At 39.6% G+C, this 17,659-nt stretch carries 16 protein-coding genes and 1 pseudogene; 12 read left to right on the plus strand and 5 right to left on the minus strand.

Going from position 1 to position 17,659, the window contains the following annotated elements; translation table 11 throughout:
• The 5 genes from G6W41_RS06245 (at position 1) to pckA (ending at position 6,846) form a co-directional block, all read left to right on the plus strand.
• The gene (locus tag G6W41_RS06245; protein WP_107714289.1) at positions 1-1,353 is read left to right on the plus strand and encodes a sodium-dependent transporter; all 1,353 of its coding nucleotides are present in this window, start codon (positions 1-3) and stop codon (positions 1,351-1,353) included.
• Positions 1,346-1,867 (plus strand): TRAP transporter small permease subunit, encoded by a 522-nt coding sequence (locus tag G6W41_RS06250; protein ID WP_103648143.1) that lies wholly within the window; start codon positions 1,346-1,348, stop codon positions 1,865-1,867. The genes G6W41_RS06245 and G6W41_RS06250 overlap by 8 nt, the downstream gene beginning before the upstream one ends.
• On the plus strand, positions 1,855-3,243 hold the full coding sequence (locus G6W41_RS06255; protein ID WP_148803947.1) for a TRAP transporter large permease: 1,389 nt from the start codon (positions 1,855-1,857) through the stop codon (positions 3,241-3,243). The genes G6W41_RS06250 and G6W41_RS06255 overlap by 13 nt, the downstream gene beginning before the upstream one ends.
• Positions 3,244-3,365: 122 nt before the next feature.
• Positions 3,366-5,168: a biotin/lipoyl-containing protein gene (locus tag G6W41_RS06260; RefSeq protein ID WP_103645678.1), complete on the plus strand. Its 1,803-nt coding sequence runs from the start codon at positions 3,366-3,368 to the stop codon at positions 5,166-5,168.
• Between the two features lie 103 nt (positions 5,169-5,271).
• Positions 5,272-6,846, plus strand: coding sequence for a phosphoenolpyruvate carboxykinase (ATP) (gene pckA, locus G6W41_RS06265; protein ID WP_194170969.1), 1,575 nt, complete (start codon positions 5,272-5,274; stop codon positions 6,844-6,846).
• 533 nt (positions 6,847-7,379) lie between these two features.
• Here pckA and G6W41_RS06270 read toward each other — a convergent pair.
• From G6W41_RS06270 to G6W41_RS06285, 4 genes are all read right to left on the minus strand, one after another.
• The gene (locus G6W41_RS06270; protein ID WP_021089668.1) at positions 7,380-8,072 is read right to left on the minus strand and encodes an aspartate/glutamate racemase family protein; all 693 of its coding nucleotides are present in this window, start codon (positions 8,070-8,072) and stop codon (positions 7,380-7,382) included.
• Positions 8,073-8,236: 164 nt separating this feature from the next.
• Positions 8,237-9,592 carry a cation:dicarboxylate symporter family transporter gene (locus G6W41_RS06275; protein ID WP_021084182.1) on the minus strand — a complete coding sequence of 452 codons (1,356 nt, stop codon included), beginning with the start codon at positions 9,590-9,592 and terminating at the stop codon, positions 8,237-8,239.
• Positions 9,593-9,603: 11 nt separating this feature from the next.
• Positions 9,604-10,098, minus strand: a complete 495-nt coding sequence (locus G6W41_RS06280; RefSeq protein ID WP_021085768.1) for a peptidylprolyl isomerase — start codon at positions 10,096-10,098, stop codon at positions 9,604-9,606.
• 11 nt (positions 10,099-10,109) lie between these two features.
• Positions 10,110-10,817: a YebC/PmpR family DNA-binding transcriptional regulator gene (locus tag G6W41_RS06285; RefSeq protein WP_021093135.1), complete on the minus strand. Its 708-nt coding sequence runs from the start codon at positions 10,815-10,817 to the stop codon at positions 10,110-10,112.
• A gap of 150 nt (positions 10,818-10,967) precedes the next feature.
• Between G6W41_RS06285 and G6W41_RS06290 the strand changes: the two genes are divergently transcribed.
• The 4 genes from G6W41_RS06290 to G6W41_RS06305 are packed head-to-tail and all read left to right on the plus strand — an operon-like array spanning position 10,968 to position 14,443.
• A complete protein-coding gene (locus G6W41_RS06290; RefSeq protein WP_194170956.1) occupies positions 10,968-11,522 on the plus strand; it encodes a GNAT family N-acetyltransferase in 555 nt (184 codons plus the stop codon).
• Positions 11,519-11,722, plus strand: a complete 204-nt coding sequence (locus tag G6W41_RS06295) for a heavy-metal-associated domain-containing protein (protein WP_004317198.1) — start codon at positions 11,519-11,521, stop codon at positions 11,720-11,722. The genes G6W41_RS06290 and G6W41_RS06295 overlap by 4 nt, the downstream gene beginning before the upstream one ends.
• A gap of 1 nt (position 11,723) precedes the next feature.
• A complete protein-coding gene (locus tag G6W41_RS06300) occupies positions 11,724-13,901 on the plus strand; it encodes a heavy metal translocating P-type ATPase (protein WP_194170957.1) in 2,178 nt (725 codons plus the stop codon).
• 2 nt (positions 13,902-13,903) lie between these two features.
• A complete protein-coding gene (locus G6W41_RS06305) occupies positions 13,904-14,443 on the plus strand; it encodes a hypothetical protein (RefSeq protein WP_194170958.1) in 540 nt (179 codons plus the stop codon).
• Positions 14,444-14,445: 2 nt separating this feature from the next.
• On the opposite strand, the gene G6W41_RS06310 is transcribed toward G6W41_RS06305, so the two are convergent.
• Complete coding sequence (locus G6W41_RS06310; protein WP_103609146.1) at positions 14,446-14,835, minus strand: hypothetical protein; 390 nt, start codon at positions 14,833-14,835, stop codon at positions 14,446-14,448.
• 270 nt (positions 14,836-15,105) lie between these two features.
• Between G6W41_RS06310 and argH the strand changes: the two genes are divergently transcribed.
• From argH to G6W41_RS10490, 3 genes and pseudogenes are all read left to right on the plus strand, one after another.
• Positions 15,106-16,506 (plus strand): argininosuccinate lyase, encoded by a 1,401-nt coding sequence (argH, locus tag G6W41_RS06315; RefSeq protein ID WP_194170959.1) that lies wholly within the window; start codon positions 15,106-15,108, stop codon positions 16,504-16,506.
• Positions 16,507-16,963: 457 nt separating this feature from the next.
• Positions 16,964-17,269: pseudogene (locus G6W41_RS10485) on the plus strand (methyl-accepting chemotaxis protein); the annotation flags it as partial.
• A gap of 57 nt (positions 17,270-17,326) precedes the next feature.
• Positions 17,327-17,635, plus strand: coding sequence for a CZB domain-containing protein (locus tag G6W41_RS10490; protein ID WP_375338548.1), 309 nt, complete (start codon positions 17,327-17,329; stop codon positions 17,633-17,635).
• Positions 17,636-17,659 lie beyond the last annotated feature (24 nt).

The following is a 17,659-nucleotide window of genomic DNA, read 5'->3' on the forward strand; positions in this document are numbered from 1 at the left end:
ATGGCAAAAGAACAATTTTCTAAAATAGGCTATGTCTTAGCAGTTGCTGGATCGGCTGTCGGACTTGGCAACGCATGGAAATTTCCATACATGGTTGGTGAAAACGGCGGTTCGGCGTTTATTATCCTATATCTTTTGATAACTTTTCTAGTTGGTGTGCCTATCTTTATGGCAGAGCTTAGTATCGGCAAGCTTAGCGAGAGCGACAGTGTAAATGCTTTTAGAAAGCTAGCAGCTAAAAATAAAAATTTATGGCAACTAGTTGGAATTTTAGCCATGGTGACAGCAGCCATCATCTCGTCATACTATATCGTGATCATCGGCTGGGTCTTTAAATATTTCACGCTCTCATTTACTGGTCTCCCAAGCGATATAGATAGCTCAAAAGTGATATTTAACGATCTTTTGACGCATGGTCTTGGCGAGCAGACACTTTACTTTGTTATAGCATTTGCAGCCTGCTTTTTCATCCTATCAAAAGGCGTAAAAAGCGGCATAGAGAAGCTAAATGTTTGGATGATGCCAAGCCTATTTATCATGGTTTTGATCATGCTTTTTTACTCTGTGACGATGGATGGCTTTGTAAAATCGGCTGAATTTTTGCTGATCCCAGACTTTAGCAAAATTTCATTTAACTCACTCTTGCTTGCTCTTGGACTTGCATTTTGGACGCTATCTCTTGGTATGGCAGCGATCATTACTTATTCAGCTAGCCTAAGCGATGATACAAATTTAGCCACTTCAACGCTTAGTATCGTCTTCATAAATATCGCGCTTGCTATTATGATAGGTCTTGTTATTTTTACCTTTATATTTGAATTTGGTGCTACTCCGTCTCAAGGACCAGGTCTTGTCTTTATCTCGCTACCAACGCTATTTGCTAAGCTTGGCGCGATCGGTCAAATTTTGGCTGTAGCATTTTTTGCTGCACTTATCTTTGCTGGTATCACTTCAGCCATCTCTATCGTTGAGCCATTTGTCTTTTTCTTGATCAGAGAGTATGGCATGAGTAGGAAAAAAGCGCTTTGCATAGTTGGAGCTGGGATTTTCATAGTGGGATTTTTATGTCTTTTATCAAATATAGAAAATGTTGGCGATAAATTTATGATATTTGGTAAAAATTTCTTTGACTTCCTAGACTTTACTGCTTCAAATATCTTGCTACCAATTAGCGGTATCGGTGGAGCGATATTTGTTGGATATTTTATGAAAAAAGATGCTTTATATGTGCTATTTAGCCCATATATGAGTGATTTTGTATTTAATACATGGTATTTTTTACTAAGATATGTAGCACCAGTTTGTGTGCTCATCATCATGATAAATGAACTATTAAAGGTTTTTAATGGATAAGATTGAGAGATTTTTTGACAAAGCTGGTGATATAGTCGGCTATATTTGTATGTTTATTATGGCTTTGATGATAATAGACGTATTTTTTAACGTTGTGGCAAGATACTTTTTCTCTTACGGCAACGTTGCATTTCAGGAGCTTGAGTGGCACTTTTTTGCTGTGATATTTCTATTTGGCATGAGCTATGCTCTAAAAGAGGACGCACATGTTAGAGTTGATATCTTTTATGCTAAATTTTCAGAAAGAAATAAAGCTCTTGTAAATATGCTTGGCACTGTATTTTTTATCATACCATTTGCGCTTTTGGTTTCAAATTTATCATTTGGATTTGTAGGAGATGCTTACAGCTCGGCAGAGGCCAGCGCAGATCCAGGCGGTCTTACCCATAGATGGATCATAAAAGCGATGATCCCTTTTTCATTTTATGTGCTTGTATTTTTTGCGATCGGCTTTTTTATAAAAAATTTAAATCGCTATAAAAAAGCTAGTAAGGAGAAAATATGGCGGGATTAATAATGTTTATAGCCGCGCTATTGATGCTTGGCATTGGCTTTCCAGTCGCATTTACCTTTGGCGCGGTTGCGATGATATTTGGCATGGTTGGTAGTGTTGTAGAGAGCCTTAGCGATGGCGACGGACTACTTGGCAGTATAGAAGTATTTAAAGATATGTTTAACTTCATGCCTTATAGAATTTTCTCTATCATGGAGAGTAGAATTTTTATAGCAGTTCCACTCTTTGTCTTTATGGGCGTCGTGCTTCAAAAGTCAAAGCTAGCCGAGAGACTACTTGAGAGTATGGGTATGCTGTTTGGCGAAATTCGTGGCGGTATCGCTATTAGCACTATCTTAGTTGGAGCGCTTCTTGCAGCATCAACTGGCGTTGTAGGTGCTAGCGTTGTTGCTATGGGCGTTATAAGCTTGCCTGTAATGCTAAAGTATAAATACGACCAATCCCTTGGTTGTGGCACGATATGCGCTGCTGGTACGCTTGGTCAGATCATCCCGCCTTCTATCGTGCTTATCATCTTGGGCGACATCTTCTCAGTGCCAGTTGGCGAGCTTTTTCATCAAGCCATTGTGCCAGGATTCACGCTAGTTGGAGTTTATATAGTTTATATTTTGATAGTTGCTTATCTTAAGCCAGAGGTCGCTCCTATCGTAAAAGACGAGAGTGGCGTTAGTAAATTTAAGCAGATTGTTAGAGCGCTAATTGCGATCTTTCCGCCACTTTTGCTAGTTATTTGTGTGCTAGGATCCATTTTTGCAGGTATCGCTACACCAACTGAAAGCTCAGCGTTTGGCTGCGTTGGCGCTATCATCTTGGCAATATTTTATAGGACATTTTCATTTTCTATGATGAAAGAGGCTTTGGCTGAGAGCGTAAAAACTACAGCTCTAGTCTTTGCTATACTTGTTGGTGCGACTGCCTTTTCTATGGTCTTTAGCTACACTGGAGGCGATGAGATAGTTGAAAATTTCATGACAAATTTACCAGGCGAGAAGTGGGGCTTTATAATCTTTAGTATGGCTGTTATCTTTGTGCTTGGCTTTTTTATAGATTTTGTTGAAATTTCATATATCGTGCTTCCTATCTTGGTACCAATCGCCGCAAAACTAGGCATAAACCCAGTCTATCTAGCGATCTTAGTTGCTATGAATTTACAAACTTCATTCTTGACACCGCCATTTGGATTTAGTCTATTTTTCTTAAGATCAGTCGCACCTGCTGAGATAAAAACAGCTGCTATTTATAAAGGTGTGGTGCCTTACATCATCATCCAAGTGGCAGTTTTAGTCTTTTTCTGCGTCTTTTTGATGGAGATAAAGCCGATGCTTGATACGAGCCACGGCGGATTATTTAACTTCTTGCTCTCACTTTTTAAATGATATAAAAGTTTTTGGTTGTAAAATACCAAAAACAAGTAAAATGGCTAATTTGAGTTTCTGTCAAATTTAGCCATTTTTTATGACCGCTTTTTAGTAAATTTATAAATTTAATGAGGTGAAATATGGCAAAGAAATTTATCGATGTTATGGATACGACCTTTAGAGATGGCTTTCAGTCAGTTTATGGCGCTAGAGTGCTTATGAACGACTTTTTGCCCGCGCTTGAAGCAGCCAAAGAGGCTGGCATAGAGCATTTTGAATTTGGCGGTGGGGCGAGATTTCAAAGCCTTTATTTTTACCTAAATGAGGACGCTTTTGCGATGATGGATAAATTTAGAAGCATCGTAGGACCAAAAGCAAACCTTCAAACCCTAAGCAGGGGCGTAAATACTGTCACCCTTGACACTGGTAGCCGCGAGCTAATAGACCTTCACGCAAAACTTTTCAAAAAACACGGAACTACTACTATTAGAAATTTTGACGCACTAAATGATGTTGAAAATTTAAAATACTCAGGCGAGAGGATCGCTCATCATGGACTAAAACACGAAGTAGTCGTTACTATGATGGATCTGCCTAGTGGCTGTGTGGGAGCACATGATGTTAAATTTTATGAGAAAATTTTAAGAGAAATTTTAGATGCAAATATCCCTTATCACAGCGTTTGCTTTAAAGATGCAAGCGGCACAAGTAGCCCACAAAAGGTCTATGAAACCATAAAAATGGCTAGAAAATTACTCCCAGAAAAAACTCATATCAGACTTCACACACACGAAACTGCAGGCGTAAGTGTTGCTTGCTATCTTGCAGCGCTTGAAGCTGGCGTTGATGGCATAGATCTAGCCGCAAGCCCAGTAAGTGGCGGCACAAGTCAGCCAGATATCTTAACCATGCTTCACGCAGTAAAAGGGAAAAACTACGATCTTGGCGGACTTGACGTGGAGAAAATTTTAAAATACGAAAGCGTTTTGAATGATTGTTTAAAAGAGTATTTCTTACCGCCTGAAGCTGTGCAAGTAAGCCCTCTAATACCATTTTCACCGATGCCAGGTGGCGCGCTCACTGCAAATACCCAGATGATGAGAGATAATAACATCTTAGATAAATTCCCAGAGGTCATCCTTGCTATGCGCGAAGTGGTGCAAAAGGGCGGGTACGGCACTTCAGTAACCCCTGTTAGCCAGTTTTACTTCCAGCAAGCCTTTAATAACGTGATGTTTGGCAAGTGGAAAAAGATCGCTGAGGGATACGGCAAAATGGTGCTTGGCTACTTTGGTAAGACCCCAGTTACGCCTGATAAAGAGATCATTAAGCTTGCTAGCGAGCAACTAGGCTTAAAACCAACTACAAAACATGCAGTTGATATAGCCGATAAAGATGAGAGTAAGTCGCTTGCGCACGTGAAAGAAATTTTAAAACAAAATAAGATCAAAGTTACCGAAGAAAACGTCTTTATAGCAGCAGCTTGTAAAGAAAAAGGCATCGCGTTCTTAAAAGGTGAGGCCAAAGTAAATGTAAGAAAGATCGATCCAAACGCTAAGGCAAACGATGGCAGACAAACTCAAAGCGGTAGATATAGCGTCGTGGTGAATGGTAGTCGCTACAACGTTGAAGTAAGCGAAGGTTTTAACGACAGTATCCAAGTAAAATCAATCACTGAAGTTGAAGGCAAGAGTGTAAAAAGCGCCAAAAGTGCAGTAGCAGGCGCAACAGAAAATGACATCGTCGCAAGCTTGCCAGGCGCTGTGCATAAAATTTTAGTTAGTGCAGGAGATCATGTCAAAAAAGGTCAGGCCATAGTCGTGCTTGAAGCGATGAAGATGGAGATAGAGGTCAAAGCCCCAAAAGATGGCATCATAGGCTCTATAGAGGTTAGTAAAGGTCAAAGTGTCGCGAACAATCAAGTGGTGGCTAGATTTAAATAAATTTGCCACTTTTAAAAAGATAGTGTTAAGCGAAATTTGATTAACATTTTGATGACTTTTAGGTCAAATTTATAAAGAAACGAAATTTAAAGGAAACAACATGATAAATAAGCTAGACGAGCTAGGTCTAAAAGAGATCAAAAAGATAAATCACAATCTAAGCTACGACGAGCTTTTTGAGCTTGAAAAGGCAAATAACGAGGGCAGAGTTTCAAGTAATGGCACATTTATGGTCGATACTGGAATTTTTACAGGCAGAAGCCCAAAAGACAAGTACTTTGTCAAGCAAGACCCAAGTCAAAAATATATTGCTTGGGGTAAGATAAATCAGCCTATCACAAAGGAGCTATTTGATAAGCTTCTTAAAAAAGCAAAAGATCAGCTTAGTGGCAAGGAAATTTTCATACAAGACGCATTTTGTGGAGCTAGTAAAAAGAGCAAAAAATCAGTCCGCTTTGTCACCGAAGTAGCGTGGCAAGCGCACTTTGTAAAAAATATGTTCATCCGTCCAAGCGAAGCAGAGCTGGCTAAATTTGAGCCTGATTTTGTAGTATATAACGCCTGCAAAACAAAAAATGAGGACTACAAGGCTGATGGGCTACATTCAGAAGTCTTTGTCATCTTTAACGTCGAGGAAAATGTCGCAGTGATCGGCGGCACATGGTATGGCGGCGAGATGAAAAAGGGCATTTTTTCTATGATGAACTACTGGTTGCCACTTGAAGGCAAACTAAGCATGCACTGCTCTGCAAACGTAGGCGAAAAGGGCGACACGGCACTATTTTTTGGCCTATCTGGCACTGGCAAAACGACACTTTCAACCGATCCAAAACGCAAACTAATAGGCGATGACGAGCACGGCTGGGACGATGACGGGGTGTTTAACTTTGAGGGCGGCTGCTACGCAAAATGTATCAACCTTGATCCAAGTAGCGAGCCAGAAATTTACGCAGCGATCAGGCGTGACGCGCTACTTGAAAACGTCGTGGCTGACAAAAACGGCGTGGTTGATTATAAAGATGGCTCAAAGACTGAAAACACACGCGTGAGCTATCCGATCTATCACATCGATAACTACGAGCCAAGCTCAAGCGCTGGCCATCCAAAAAATATCATCTTTTTAAGCGCTGACGCTTTTGGCGTGCTTCCTCCAGTTGCGAAGCTGACAAAAGAGCAGGCAATGTATTATTTCTTAAGTGGCTACACAGCAAAAGTTGCTGGCACAGAGCGCGGTATCACCGAGCCAGTCGCTACTTTTAGCGCTTGCTTTGGCGAGCCATTTATGCCACTTCACCCAACCGTCTATGCAAAACTGCTTGGTGAGAAGATCGATAAACACGGCGTTAATGTCTATCTTGTAAATACAGGCTGGAGCGGCGGTGCTTACGGCGTTGGCAAGCGCATGAGCATAAAAGCAACACGTGCTTGCATAAATGCGATCCTTGATGGTAGCATCACAAAATGCGAATTTGAAAATTTTGATAAATTTAACTTCGCTATCCCAAAAGAGCTTGATGGTGTAGAGACAAAACTGCTAAATCCAATAAATACATGGACACACCCAGCTGAGTACAATATTTCACGCGACAAGCTGGCTAAAATGTTTGTTGAAAATTTCAAACGCTACGAAGATGTAAAAGAGGGCGTTGAGTACGCCAAAGCTGGTCCAAAAGCTTAATTTATAGCCTTGTGGGTAAATCCTTACAAGGCTTTTTAAATTTAAACTATCAAATAGTAAAAATTTTAGAGCTGTAAAATATAGCTCTTTTTCAAATTTCTAATATAAAATTTAAAACATTTTGCGAAATAGCTCAGTCAATTTGACGAGACTTTCTAAAATTTCTAACCAAAAGTCACTCTTTATAAGCCTGAAAAATTTAATCGCCTAACATCAGAAATTTTAATACAAGTGGTCTTTGCAGTTAGAACAAAAATTTAGTCAGAACACACCAGTAAAATTTAAATCAAAATACTCAATTTTACTAGACTTTCTAAAGCTTCTTGCTATAAAACCACACTTATTAAGCTCTAAAAATCACCCATCAGATATCAAAAATTTTTAATATAAGCAATCTTTGTAGCTAGAGCTAAAATTTAGCCAAAATGCTCCAGCTAAATTTGATATCAAATTTCTACTATAAAAGTTGCTGTTGTATTTAGTGTAAGTTGCAGTTAAAACTAAAATTTAGCCAGGTATCTGGCTAAATTTAATCAAAATACTCTCTTTTCTAGTCCAAATTCTACGCCAGCTTTTGCTAACTCAAATGTCGCATCTATAAATTTATACTCGCTGCTGATAAATGGCAAAAACATCGGTATCTCGGTGCAACCTGCGATATAAACGTCAGCTTCAATGTTAGAAAGCACTTCGTAAAATACTGGCACATACTCTTCTAGCTTGCCAGCTTTGACGCCCTTGTAGATGCACTCCATGATGACATCTTGCGTCTCTTTGCTAAAATCCACGCTCTTTAGCCCGCGCTCTTTTAAAATTTGATCATAAACGCCAGCCTTTTTTGTGCCACTTGTTGCGATGACAGCGATATTTTTAGCGTGTGGATATTTCTTTTGCAAGGCATCTATGGTAACTTTTGCAATGTGCAAAATTTTCACTCCAGCCTCTTTTTCGATGCTTGGGGCAAAGTAGTGAGCTGTGTTACAAGCCATTAGCATCGCATCGCATCCTGCATTTTTTAAAAGTTTAGCACTTTGAATTAGCTTTGGAAGCGGACTTTCTCCCTCACCCATGATAAATTTTGTCCTATCTTCTATCTGTGCGTATGAGTCGATAACGATGTGTAGGTGCTCTTGATCGCAAGTTGCTGGGGTTATATCGATGATCTTCTTGTATAAATCAGCCGTGGCAAGTGGTCCCATGCCGCCTATGATGCCTAATGTCTTCATAACTCCTCCAAATTAAAATTTTCAATAATTATAATATTAGTTTCTATATTTAAAAATAAAATTTCTAAATTTTCATTGGGTATTGTAAAAATAGGGGATAAGCACTTTAAGTTTTGAAGTAAATTTTAAGATAAAAAGGGGCGATTTGCCCCTTAAAAATTCTATTATGAGTGGAAGTGAAATTCGTCTGGATGATCTAGTGCGTATCTAAATTTCTCCATATCGACCTTTTTATCCCAGATAGAAACTATCATGCAGCCAACGGCATTACCGCAAAGGTTACCAACAGCACGCATCTCTGACATAAATTTATCAACGCCAAGTAGCACAGCCACGGTGACGACTGGTATGCCAGTGCTTGGAAGTGCGCTTAGTGTGCCAGCAAGGACGACGAAGCCCGATCCTGTAACGCCAACTGCGCCTTTACTTGTGATCATTAGCACGATTAAAATGCTTATTAGGTGCTCAAAACTTAGCGGGATATTAAATGCTTGAGCTAAGAAGATAACGCTTAGGCTTAGATAGATGTTGGTGCAGTCAAGGTTAAATGAGTAGCCAGTTGGGATGATAAGGCCAACCGCGCCTCTATTTATGCCAGCTGCTTCTAGCTTTTGCATAAGTGGTGCAAGAGCTGTCTCGCTCGAGCTTGTCGCAAAAACGACCAAGACCTCTTTTGAGATAAAGCGCATAAATTTAAAGACATTGACCTTGGCAAAGTAGCAAATGACGCCAAGCACGACAAAGATGAAAAAGCAGCTTGCAAGCGCCATAACAACAAGAAGCTCCATCATACCAAGAAGCGTTCCGATGCCAAATTTACCGATCAAATAAGCCATCGCTGAAAAGGCAGCCACTGGACTAAATAACATAAGCCAAGTAAGAAGCTTTAAGACGTAGTGCTGGATAAATTCAAGCGGTTTTAGACAAGCTTGCTTTTTATCATGAGCAAGTAGCGAAAGCACGATGGCAACGACTATCGCCATGAAAAGCACTTGAAGTGTGTTTGACTTTATAAATGGATCAAGTATATGCACGTAAGGGAAGATGTCATCTACTGGCACAGCGCCTCTTAAAAGATGAAGTGTGTGCGCTAAAAAGCCGCTATTTGCGTCCATATTTCCAGCTTGAGATGTAAATTTAGCCACACTTGAGGCGTCAAGCTGAGTGTAGTCAAGGTTCATGCCGTGTCCTGGACGAAGTGTCTCGCCAAAGATGATACCAACAGCAAGAGCGAGCGTGCTAACTATCTCAAAGTAGATAAATGCCTTAAGTCCGATGGTGCCAAGATCTTTTAAGCTCTCAAGTCCGACGATGCCTGAGACGATTGTTAAAAAGATGATAGGACCGATTAAAATTTTAAGGGCTTTTATAAAATAATCAATACCTGGCTTACTTGCTATACCAAGCTCAGGTGCGACCATACCGACGATAACACCGCCAACTATACCTATCACAACCCAAATGGCGAGATTGGTAAATAGTCTCACGAAGAGACTTTTTTGCGTTTTTGCACTCTCCATAAATTCCCCTTTTATAGGCTCTCTTTGATCTCTGCTGAGAGGATCTTGTCGCCTTGTCTGATAGCATCAAGCACCTTTAAACTCTCGTCATCAACGCACTTTCCAAAGACTGTATGCACGCCGTCAAGATGAGGTTGCTTGCTGTGGCAGATGAAAAACTGCGATCCGCCAGTGTCACGACCTGCGTGAGCCATGCTAAGGCTACCACGCTCGTGTTTTACCTTTTGGTTGTCGCATTCGCATTTTATCCTCCAGCCAGGACCACCTGTGCCTGTGCCATTTGGGCAGCCGCCTTGGATGACGAAATTTGGTATAACTCTGTGGAAATTTAGGCCATTATAAAAGCCTGTTTTTATCAAATGGACAAAATTTGCAACAGCTTGCGGTGCATCCTCGGCAAAAAGCTCAAGTTTGATATCGCCTTTTTCTGTCTTTAAAACTGCAAATTTATCTTTTTTTAGCTCGTCTAAATTTATATCATAAACTTTTAACTCATCAAAACGCATGTTGCTCCTTTTTACTCGATATTTGTATAAACTGCTTGGACGTCATCGTCGTCTTCTAGCTTGTCAAGAAGCCTCTCGACCTCAAGCATTTGCTCTTCATCTAGGCTCACGGTTTGATTTGGCAAGTACTGAAGTGAAGCTTTTTTAACTACTAAATTTAGCTTCTCTATGCCTTCATGAAGTGTGCCAAAATTTGCGTAGTCGCCATAAACAAATAGTGCGTTTTCATCTTCTTCGATATCGCTTAGACCATAATCAATCAGCTCAAGCTCGATCTCTTCGATATCTGCACTTGGTTTTTCAAGCTCAAAAACGCTCTTTCTTGTAAACATAAAGCTAAGGCTGCCACTTGGTAAAATTTCTCCGCCATTTTTGCTAAATATCGCTTTTACATTTGCAACTGTTCTTGTTGGATTGTCAGTAGCGCACTCGACGATGATTTGCACGCCGTGAGCTGCTTTGCCGTCATAAAAGATAGTCTTGATATCGGCGCTATCTTTGCCATTTGCTCTTTTTATAGCCGCATCGATGTTATCTTTTGGCATATTTTCAGCTTTTGCTGCTGCGATGGCTGCACGAAGTTTTGGGTTCATATCTGGATCACATCCGCCATCTTTTGCCGCTACTGTTATAGCCTTTGCAAGTTTTGGAAATACCTTGCTCATCTTATCCCATCTAGCTTCTTTTGCCGCTCTTCGGTACTCAAATGCTCGTCCCATAAATATCCTTAAATAAATTTTTTACGGATTATAACTAAAAAAATTTTATACTTTTTTAAAACATTTTTAGTTTGCTAGCTAAAGCGCCTAATTTGTAAATTTGAGAATAATATTTGATAAAAATTTAAGCTAAAGGCATATAATCATGCCATGATAAAAAATGCTCAAAAACAAGATGCAAAAATCTGCATAAAACTACTAAATTTAGCGATGGAGGATATCGCCTACAAGCTAAGTGGCTACGACGATCCTGCAAGAAGCGATGAAATTTTAGAGAAATTCTTTAAAAGCGAGATAAATAGACTTAGCTATAAAAATGTCTATGTCTATAAACGTGACGACGTGATCATCGCTGCGATGTGCGCTTACTTTGGCGGCGACGCAGCGCAGCTTGATAGAGAAATTTCACAGCATCTAAAGGCTCTTGGCAAAGATGCCCAGATAGAAAAAGAGTGCTTTAATGATGAGTTTTATATAGATAGCATCGCCGTAGATGAGAAATTTAGAGGTCAAGGGCTTGCAAAAGAGCTCATCTTGCACTCATTTGCAAGAGCAAAAGAGCTAGGACATAAAAAGGTCTCGCTGATAGTTGATGTAAATAAGCCAAAAGTTCGTAAATTTTACGAAAGCCTTGGCTTTAAATTTAACACCAAAAAGATCATAAATTTACACGAATACGACCACATGATAAAGGAGATAATATGAAAACATTTGAGGTAAATAACGTGCATTGCCAAAACTGCGCAAATACTATAAAAAACGCACTTGAAGATGACTTTGGCGAGATAAAAGTCGATCTTAGCAAAGAGCCAAGACAAGTAAGCCTTGATATAAAAGATGGCGATGTAGAGAAATTTAAATCAGAAATGGCTGATCTGGGATTTGACGTTATAAAGGAGCTTTGATATGCCTTTAAAAGTCAAGCTAAATATAGCGGGAATGAGCTGCGTAAATTGCTCAAACGCTATCGAGAAGGTTTCTAAAAAGATAGATGGGGTGCTTGAAGCAAATGTAAATTTCGCAAACGCAAGCGGCGAATTTGTCCTAAAAGACGCTAGCGTGCGTGAAGTTTTAGAGCAAAAGATAAAGAAGCTTGGCTACTTTGTGGCGACAAATATTGATGAATTTGAAGCCAAAAGAGACGAGCATATAACCTCGATAAGAAATAAATTTATATTTGCATTTATCACAAGCATCGTGATAATGGCGCTTGAGATGTTCGCACCTCAGAGCTTGCTAGTAAATTTACTCATGCTAGTTTTAGCATTTTTGGTGCTAGCTTTTAGTGGCAAAGACTTCTTTGTTCACGCCATAGAGGCTGTTAAAAACAAAAACTACGATATGAACGTGCTTGTAGCTCTTGGAAGCGGTAGTGCATTTTTATACTCGCTTTTTGTTGTGATCTTTTCAAATTTCATCCCAGATGATCTAAAAAACGTTTATGTCTCAGGCGCAGCGATGATAATAGCCTTTGTTTTGCTTGGCAAGTACCTTGAAGAGCGCTCAAAAGCAAAAGCTGGCGACTACCTAAAGACGCTACTTAAAATTTCACCAAAGACCGCCTTTTTGGTTATGCCAGATGGAAATAGTAAAGAGGTAAATGTAAATGAGCTAAAAGTAGGCGACATCGTCATCGTAAAAAATGGCTACAACATCCCAAGTGATGGCGTGATAGTTCAAGGTGGCGCTGAGATAGATGCTTCTATGCTTACAGGAGAGAGCTTGCCAGTTTATAAAGAGGTGGGAGATAGCGTATTTGCCGGCACTCTAAACACAAATGGCTACATAAGCGTCAAGGTAACAAAAAGCTCTTTTGAAAGCTTACTATCTCAAATTTTAAGCTTATTAAGCGACGCTAGCTCTAAAAAGATGCCTATCGGACGGCTGGCTGACAAGATAGCAAACATCTTTGTGCCAAGCGTCGTGGCGATCTCAGTTCTTACATTTTTTATATGGATAATTTTTAGTGGAAATTTCGCCTATGCGATCTCTAGCGCGATCTGCGTGCTTATCATCTCATGCCCATGCGCACTAGGACTTGCCACGCCAATAGCAATCGTAAGCTCCCTCTCGCGTGGTGCAAAAGCTGGGATTTTGGTGAAAAATCCAGAGGTTTTGGAGCTTATAAAAGATGCTAAATTTGTAGCATTTGACAAAACTGGCACGCTAAGTAAGGGGCTAATCAGCGTCAAAAGTTCAAATTTGAGCGAAAAAGAGTTAGAGCTAGTGGCATCTGCTGAAAATTTAAGCGAGCATCCTATCTCAAAGGCGATCGTAAGATATGCAAAACAAAATTGCATAAATTTACAAAAGCTAAATGGCAAATTTCAAAACGTAGTTGGTCAAGGCATCGTCTATGAAGATGAGAGTAACAAGATAATAATAGGCAACGAAAAACTGCTCGCAGCAAACAATATCTTGCTAAATGAAGCTGATAGTTTGGCGATAAAAGAGTCTACAAATGATGGAAGCGGCGTCATACTTTGTGCGCTAAATCAAAAATTTAGCGGCTTTTTAACGCTAAGTGATGAGCTAAAAAATGAAGCAAATGACGTTATAAACGAGCTTTCAAGGCTAAATTTACAAAGCGTGATCCTCTCAGGTGATGATAAAAAAGTAGTGGCAAATATCGCTAGCAAGCTAAATGTGAGCGAATATTATGCAAATATGCTGCCTGAGGATAAATTTAACAAGGTAAAAGAGCTCATGAGCCGAGGTGGCGTGATCTTTGTAGGGGACGGCATAAACGACTCGCCATCGCTTAAAGAAGCAAGCGTTGGCATCGCTATGAACTCAGGCTCAGACATCGCTAAAGGTGCTGGCGATATCGTGCTTGTAAAAAATGACTTGCGTGGCGTGAGCGGGCTTGTAAAGCTTGCAAATGCGACTATTGCTAACATAAAAGAGAATTTGTTTTGGGCATTTATGTATAACGCCATTTGCATACCAGTGGCTGCTGGCGTGCTATATCCAGTATTTGGACTGCTTTTAAGCCCAGTTTATGGCTCTATGGCGATGTGCTTAAGCTCGGTCACTGTCGTGCTCAATGCGCTTAGACTTAGATATTTGAAGCTTAAGGATTAAATTTGAGACTTGGAGAGCTTTACAGCGTCGTAGCGGCTGCACTTGCTACAAATTTTAATGGCATCTTGGGCGTCTCATCTTTTATGCGTATCAAAAAGACAAGTGCGTGGATAACGCAGACAAAGAGTGATGCGAACGTAAAAGGAAATGAGCTTTACGCTAAATTTATAAAAGATGAGAGTAGTGCGGCCTTGTGTGATGATTTTGTCATTTTGAAGGCAAAATTTGAAGCAAGCTACTATTTCTCAAGCGCAAAAGACGATTTGGCGCAATTTTACAAGGCTATAAATTTTGAGCCAAAAATGGGCGAGGTTGATAGCATCTCAAATCAGCTCATTTTGATAGCAAATATCTTAAAAAAAGAGGCGACAAAAGAGTCTATGCGGCTTCTTGCTGCTTTTAGCCTCTCTTTTTTCTTGCCATATGCCGAGCAACTTGCAAAAGAGCTCGAGCAAAACGCAGCTAGCAGTTTTTATAAGTCGATGGGATATTTTTTAGAGGATTTTTGTTTGGTTTTAAAAACTATTATCGGTAAGGCTTAGTCTTAAGCCTGTACCATTTCTATCATCTGAGTTTTAATACTTAAAATGTTATTCTGAATGCTTGATTGTTCTAAATTTAGATGATGAAGCATCTGCATAGAATCACGATCTTTCAGGTGCTGGATGCTTGAAATTTGATCAGCTATATCGCTTCTTTGATCTTGTAATTTTTCTAAATTTTTTTGTAACTCTGTGACATCTTCTTTTCTAATAATTGTAGGTTTTTGTCTAACTTCTTCTCTTTGTTCGACATGCACATCATTACTTCTAACGATATCTTTTGTGCCATAGCCAGAAGATACTAATATGCTGGTTTTAGCGCTACTTGATGATATAGATGTGTAGCCGTTATGATAGAAAACATTTGAGTTCATATTTGCATCTATTTGCATATCGTCCTTCCTTTTTAGTTTATTTCTTCATTTATAACTATATCGGCAATAAATCAAAAAACTTGAAATAGTTTTTAAAAAGTTGCTGGGCGAATTATATTTTAATAACCTTAAATGTAAATTATATATATAACTTTTTTACTACTCTAACATAATTTTTATATTACATTTCTCTTTTTTGATCAAAAATTTTATTTTTTAAAATGCTTGTAAAAGCCTAGTTAAGCACCATTTTGTTAAAATCACGCAAAATTAATCAAAGGCAAAGCTATGAAAAAAGATGAAAACGCACATAAAAAGATGTGGGAGGGCAGATTTAGCGAGGCTAGCTCGAAGTTGCTTGAGGAATTTAACGCTTCTATAAATTTTGATAAAAATCTTTTTGAAGAGGATGTCGCTGGCAGTAAGGCGCACGCTAAAATGCTAGGAATTTGCGGAATTTTAAAAAAAGACGAGTCAGAGGCGATAATAAAGGGGCTTGATGAGGTTTTGGCTGAGATAAGAGCTGGTAAATTTGCTTTTAAGATAGAGGATGAGGATATCCACATGGCCGTTGAAAAGCGCCTTAGCGAGATCATCGGAGCTGAGCTTGGCGGCAGACTACACACAGCTAGAAGCAGAAATGACCAAGTTGCGCTTGATTTTAAATTTTATGTTTTGAAGAAAAATTTAGAAATTTCATCTCTCATCAAAGAGCTCATCGCCACGCTTGCAAATTTAGCCAAAAACCACAAAGATACGCTAATGCCAGGCTACACGCACCTTCAGCACGCCCAGCCAGTAAGCCTTAGCTACCATTTGCTAGCTTACGCGTTTATGTTTAAAAGGGACTTTGAGCGATTTGTCAGCTCGTATGAGCGAAATAATCTAAGTCCGCTTGGCTCAGCAGCCCTTGCAGGCACGCCTCATAAGATAGATAGAACTATCGTTGCAAGCGAGCTTGGCTTTGCAGGTTGCACGCAAAATGCGATGGATAGCGTGAGCGACCGCGACTTTGCGCTTGAAATTTTATTTAACATTAGCGTTTTTATGACGCACGCTTCTAGGCTTTGTGAGGAGCTCATACTTTGGAGCTCGCAGGAATTTGGCTTTGTAAGCATTAGTGATGCTTATAGCACGGGTAGCTCCATCATGCCTCAAAAGAAAAATCCAGACGTCGCTGAGCTCATACGCGGCAAAACTGGGCGTGTAAATGGAAATTTAGTAGCGCTGCTAACTACGATGAAGGGCCTGCCACTTGCTTACAACAAAGATATGCAAGAAGATAAAGAAGGCGTTTTTGATAGCGTTGCAACCATTTTAAGCTCGGCTACCATCCTAAATGAGATGATAAAAACGGCTAAATTTAATGAAAAAAATATGCTAAAAGCGACAAAAACAGGGCATCTAAGTGCCACTGATCTAGCGGACTATCTAGTGCGTGAGAAAAATATCCCATTTAGAACGGCGCACTTTATCACTGGAAAGGCTGTCGCAAAGGCCGAAAGCTTGGGGCTTGATCTAAGTGAGCTAAACAAAGAGCAGCTAAAAAGTGTCGATGAAAATTTAGATGAAAATGCCATCAAATTTCTAGATCTGCACGCTTCAAAAGAGGCCCGCACTTCAAAAGGTGGCACGGCAAATAAAAGCGTTGAAGAGCAAATTCAAATTTTAGACGACTGGCTTAAGTAAAAAGAGTTATAATTACGCAAAATTTACAAATTTTAAAGGATGAAAAATGTTTTTTGACAGCAAAAGTAAAGAGCTTGGTAGTAAAAATGAAGCTTTAGAAAGAGAAAATGAAGCTTTAAAGGCTGAGATTTTAGCACTTAAAAATGAGCTAAAAAATGCCAAAACTTGCGAGCCAAAAGAGCAAGCTAAGGATAAGCAAGAGGCTGTAAATTTGCTGCTTACTAGCTATCAAGATGGTATGAATTTCTTACAATCAACCATCGAAGAAAATCTAAAAATGCTTGAAAATATAAACCATTTAAATGAAAAAACTTTTAAAGAAACAGGCGAGCTAAAGTCTCAAACGGCTGAAATTTTAAGCTCGATCGAGCAAGTAAGCCAGATGAGTGGCGATCTCTCAAATGACGCCTCTTCGCTTGATGGAAGCGTAAATTCTATCGTTGAGATCATAAATCTCATAAAAGATATCTCAGATCAGACAAATTTGCTAGCACTAAATGCTGCTATCGAGGCAGCTCGTGCGGGCGAGCATGGACGAGGCTTTGCAGTCGTGGCAGATGAGGTTAGAAAGCTTGCTGAGCGCACGCAAAAGGCGACACTTGAGGTTGAAGTAAATATAAATGGCCTTAAGCAAAGTGCAAATACGATGATCGAAATGAGCGAGAGTTTTTCTAAAATTTCAGCAAATGCGATGCAAATTTTAGGCGGTTTTGAGGGCAACATCTCAAGCGTAAATGCCAACACGCAAAACATCCTAAATCAAGCCCTAAACGTAACAAACGAGGTCAATGTAAGTAACGGCAAGATAGATCACATCAACATGAAGCTAAATGGCTACCGAGGCGTCTTGCTTGGCGAGATAAATAAAATTCAAGACGTGCATGAGTGTAGATTTGGCAAGTGGTATGAAAAGGATGTGAAAAATACCATCATCAAAGATCCAAGAACTCTCTCAAGCATAGCTGCGCACCACGAAAATGTCCATCACGGACTAGATAAGGCTATGGCGATTTTTGCTGACAAAGATAAGGGGCATCTAGCAGGTGTCGAGATACTAAAAGATGTCGAGCACTCAAGTAAAGCAGGCTTTGAAGAGCTACTTGAAGCGGTAAAAGCTGCTAGGAAATAAATTTATTTAAATTTAGATGTTTTA

The sequence above is a fragment of the Campylobacter concisus genome (assembly GCF_015230035.1).
Taxonomy (GTDB): Bacteria; Campylobacterota; Campylobacteria; order Campylobacterales; family Campylobacteraceae; genus Campylobacter_A; species Campylobacter_A concisus_BK.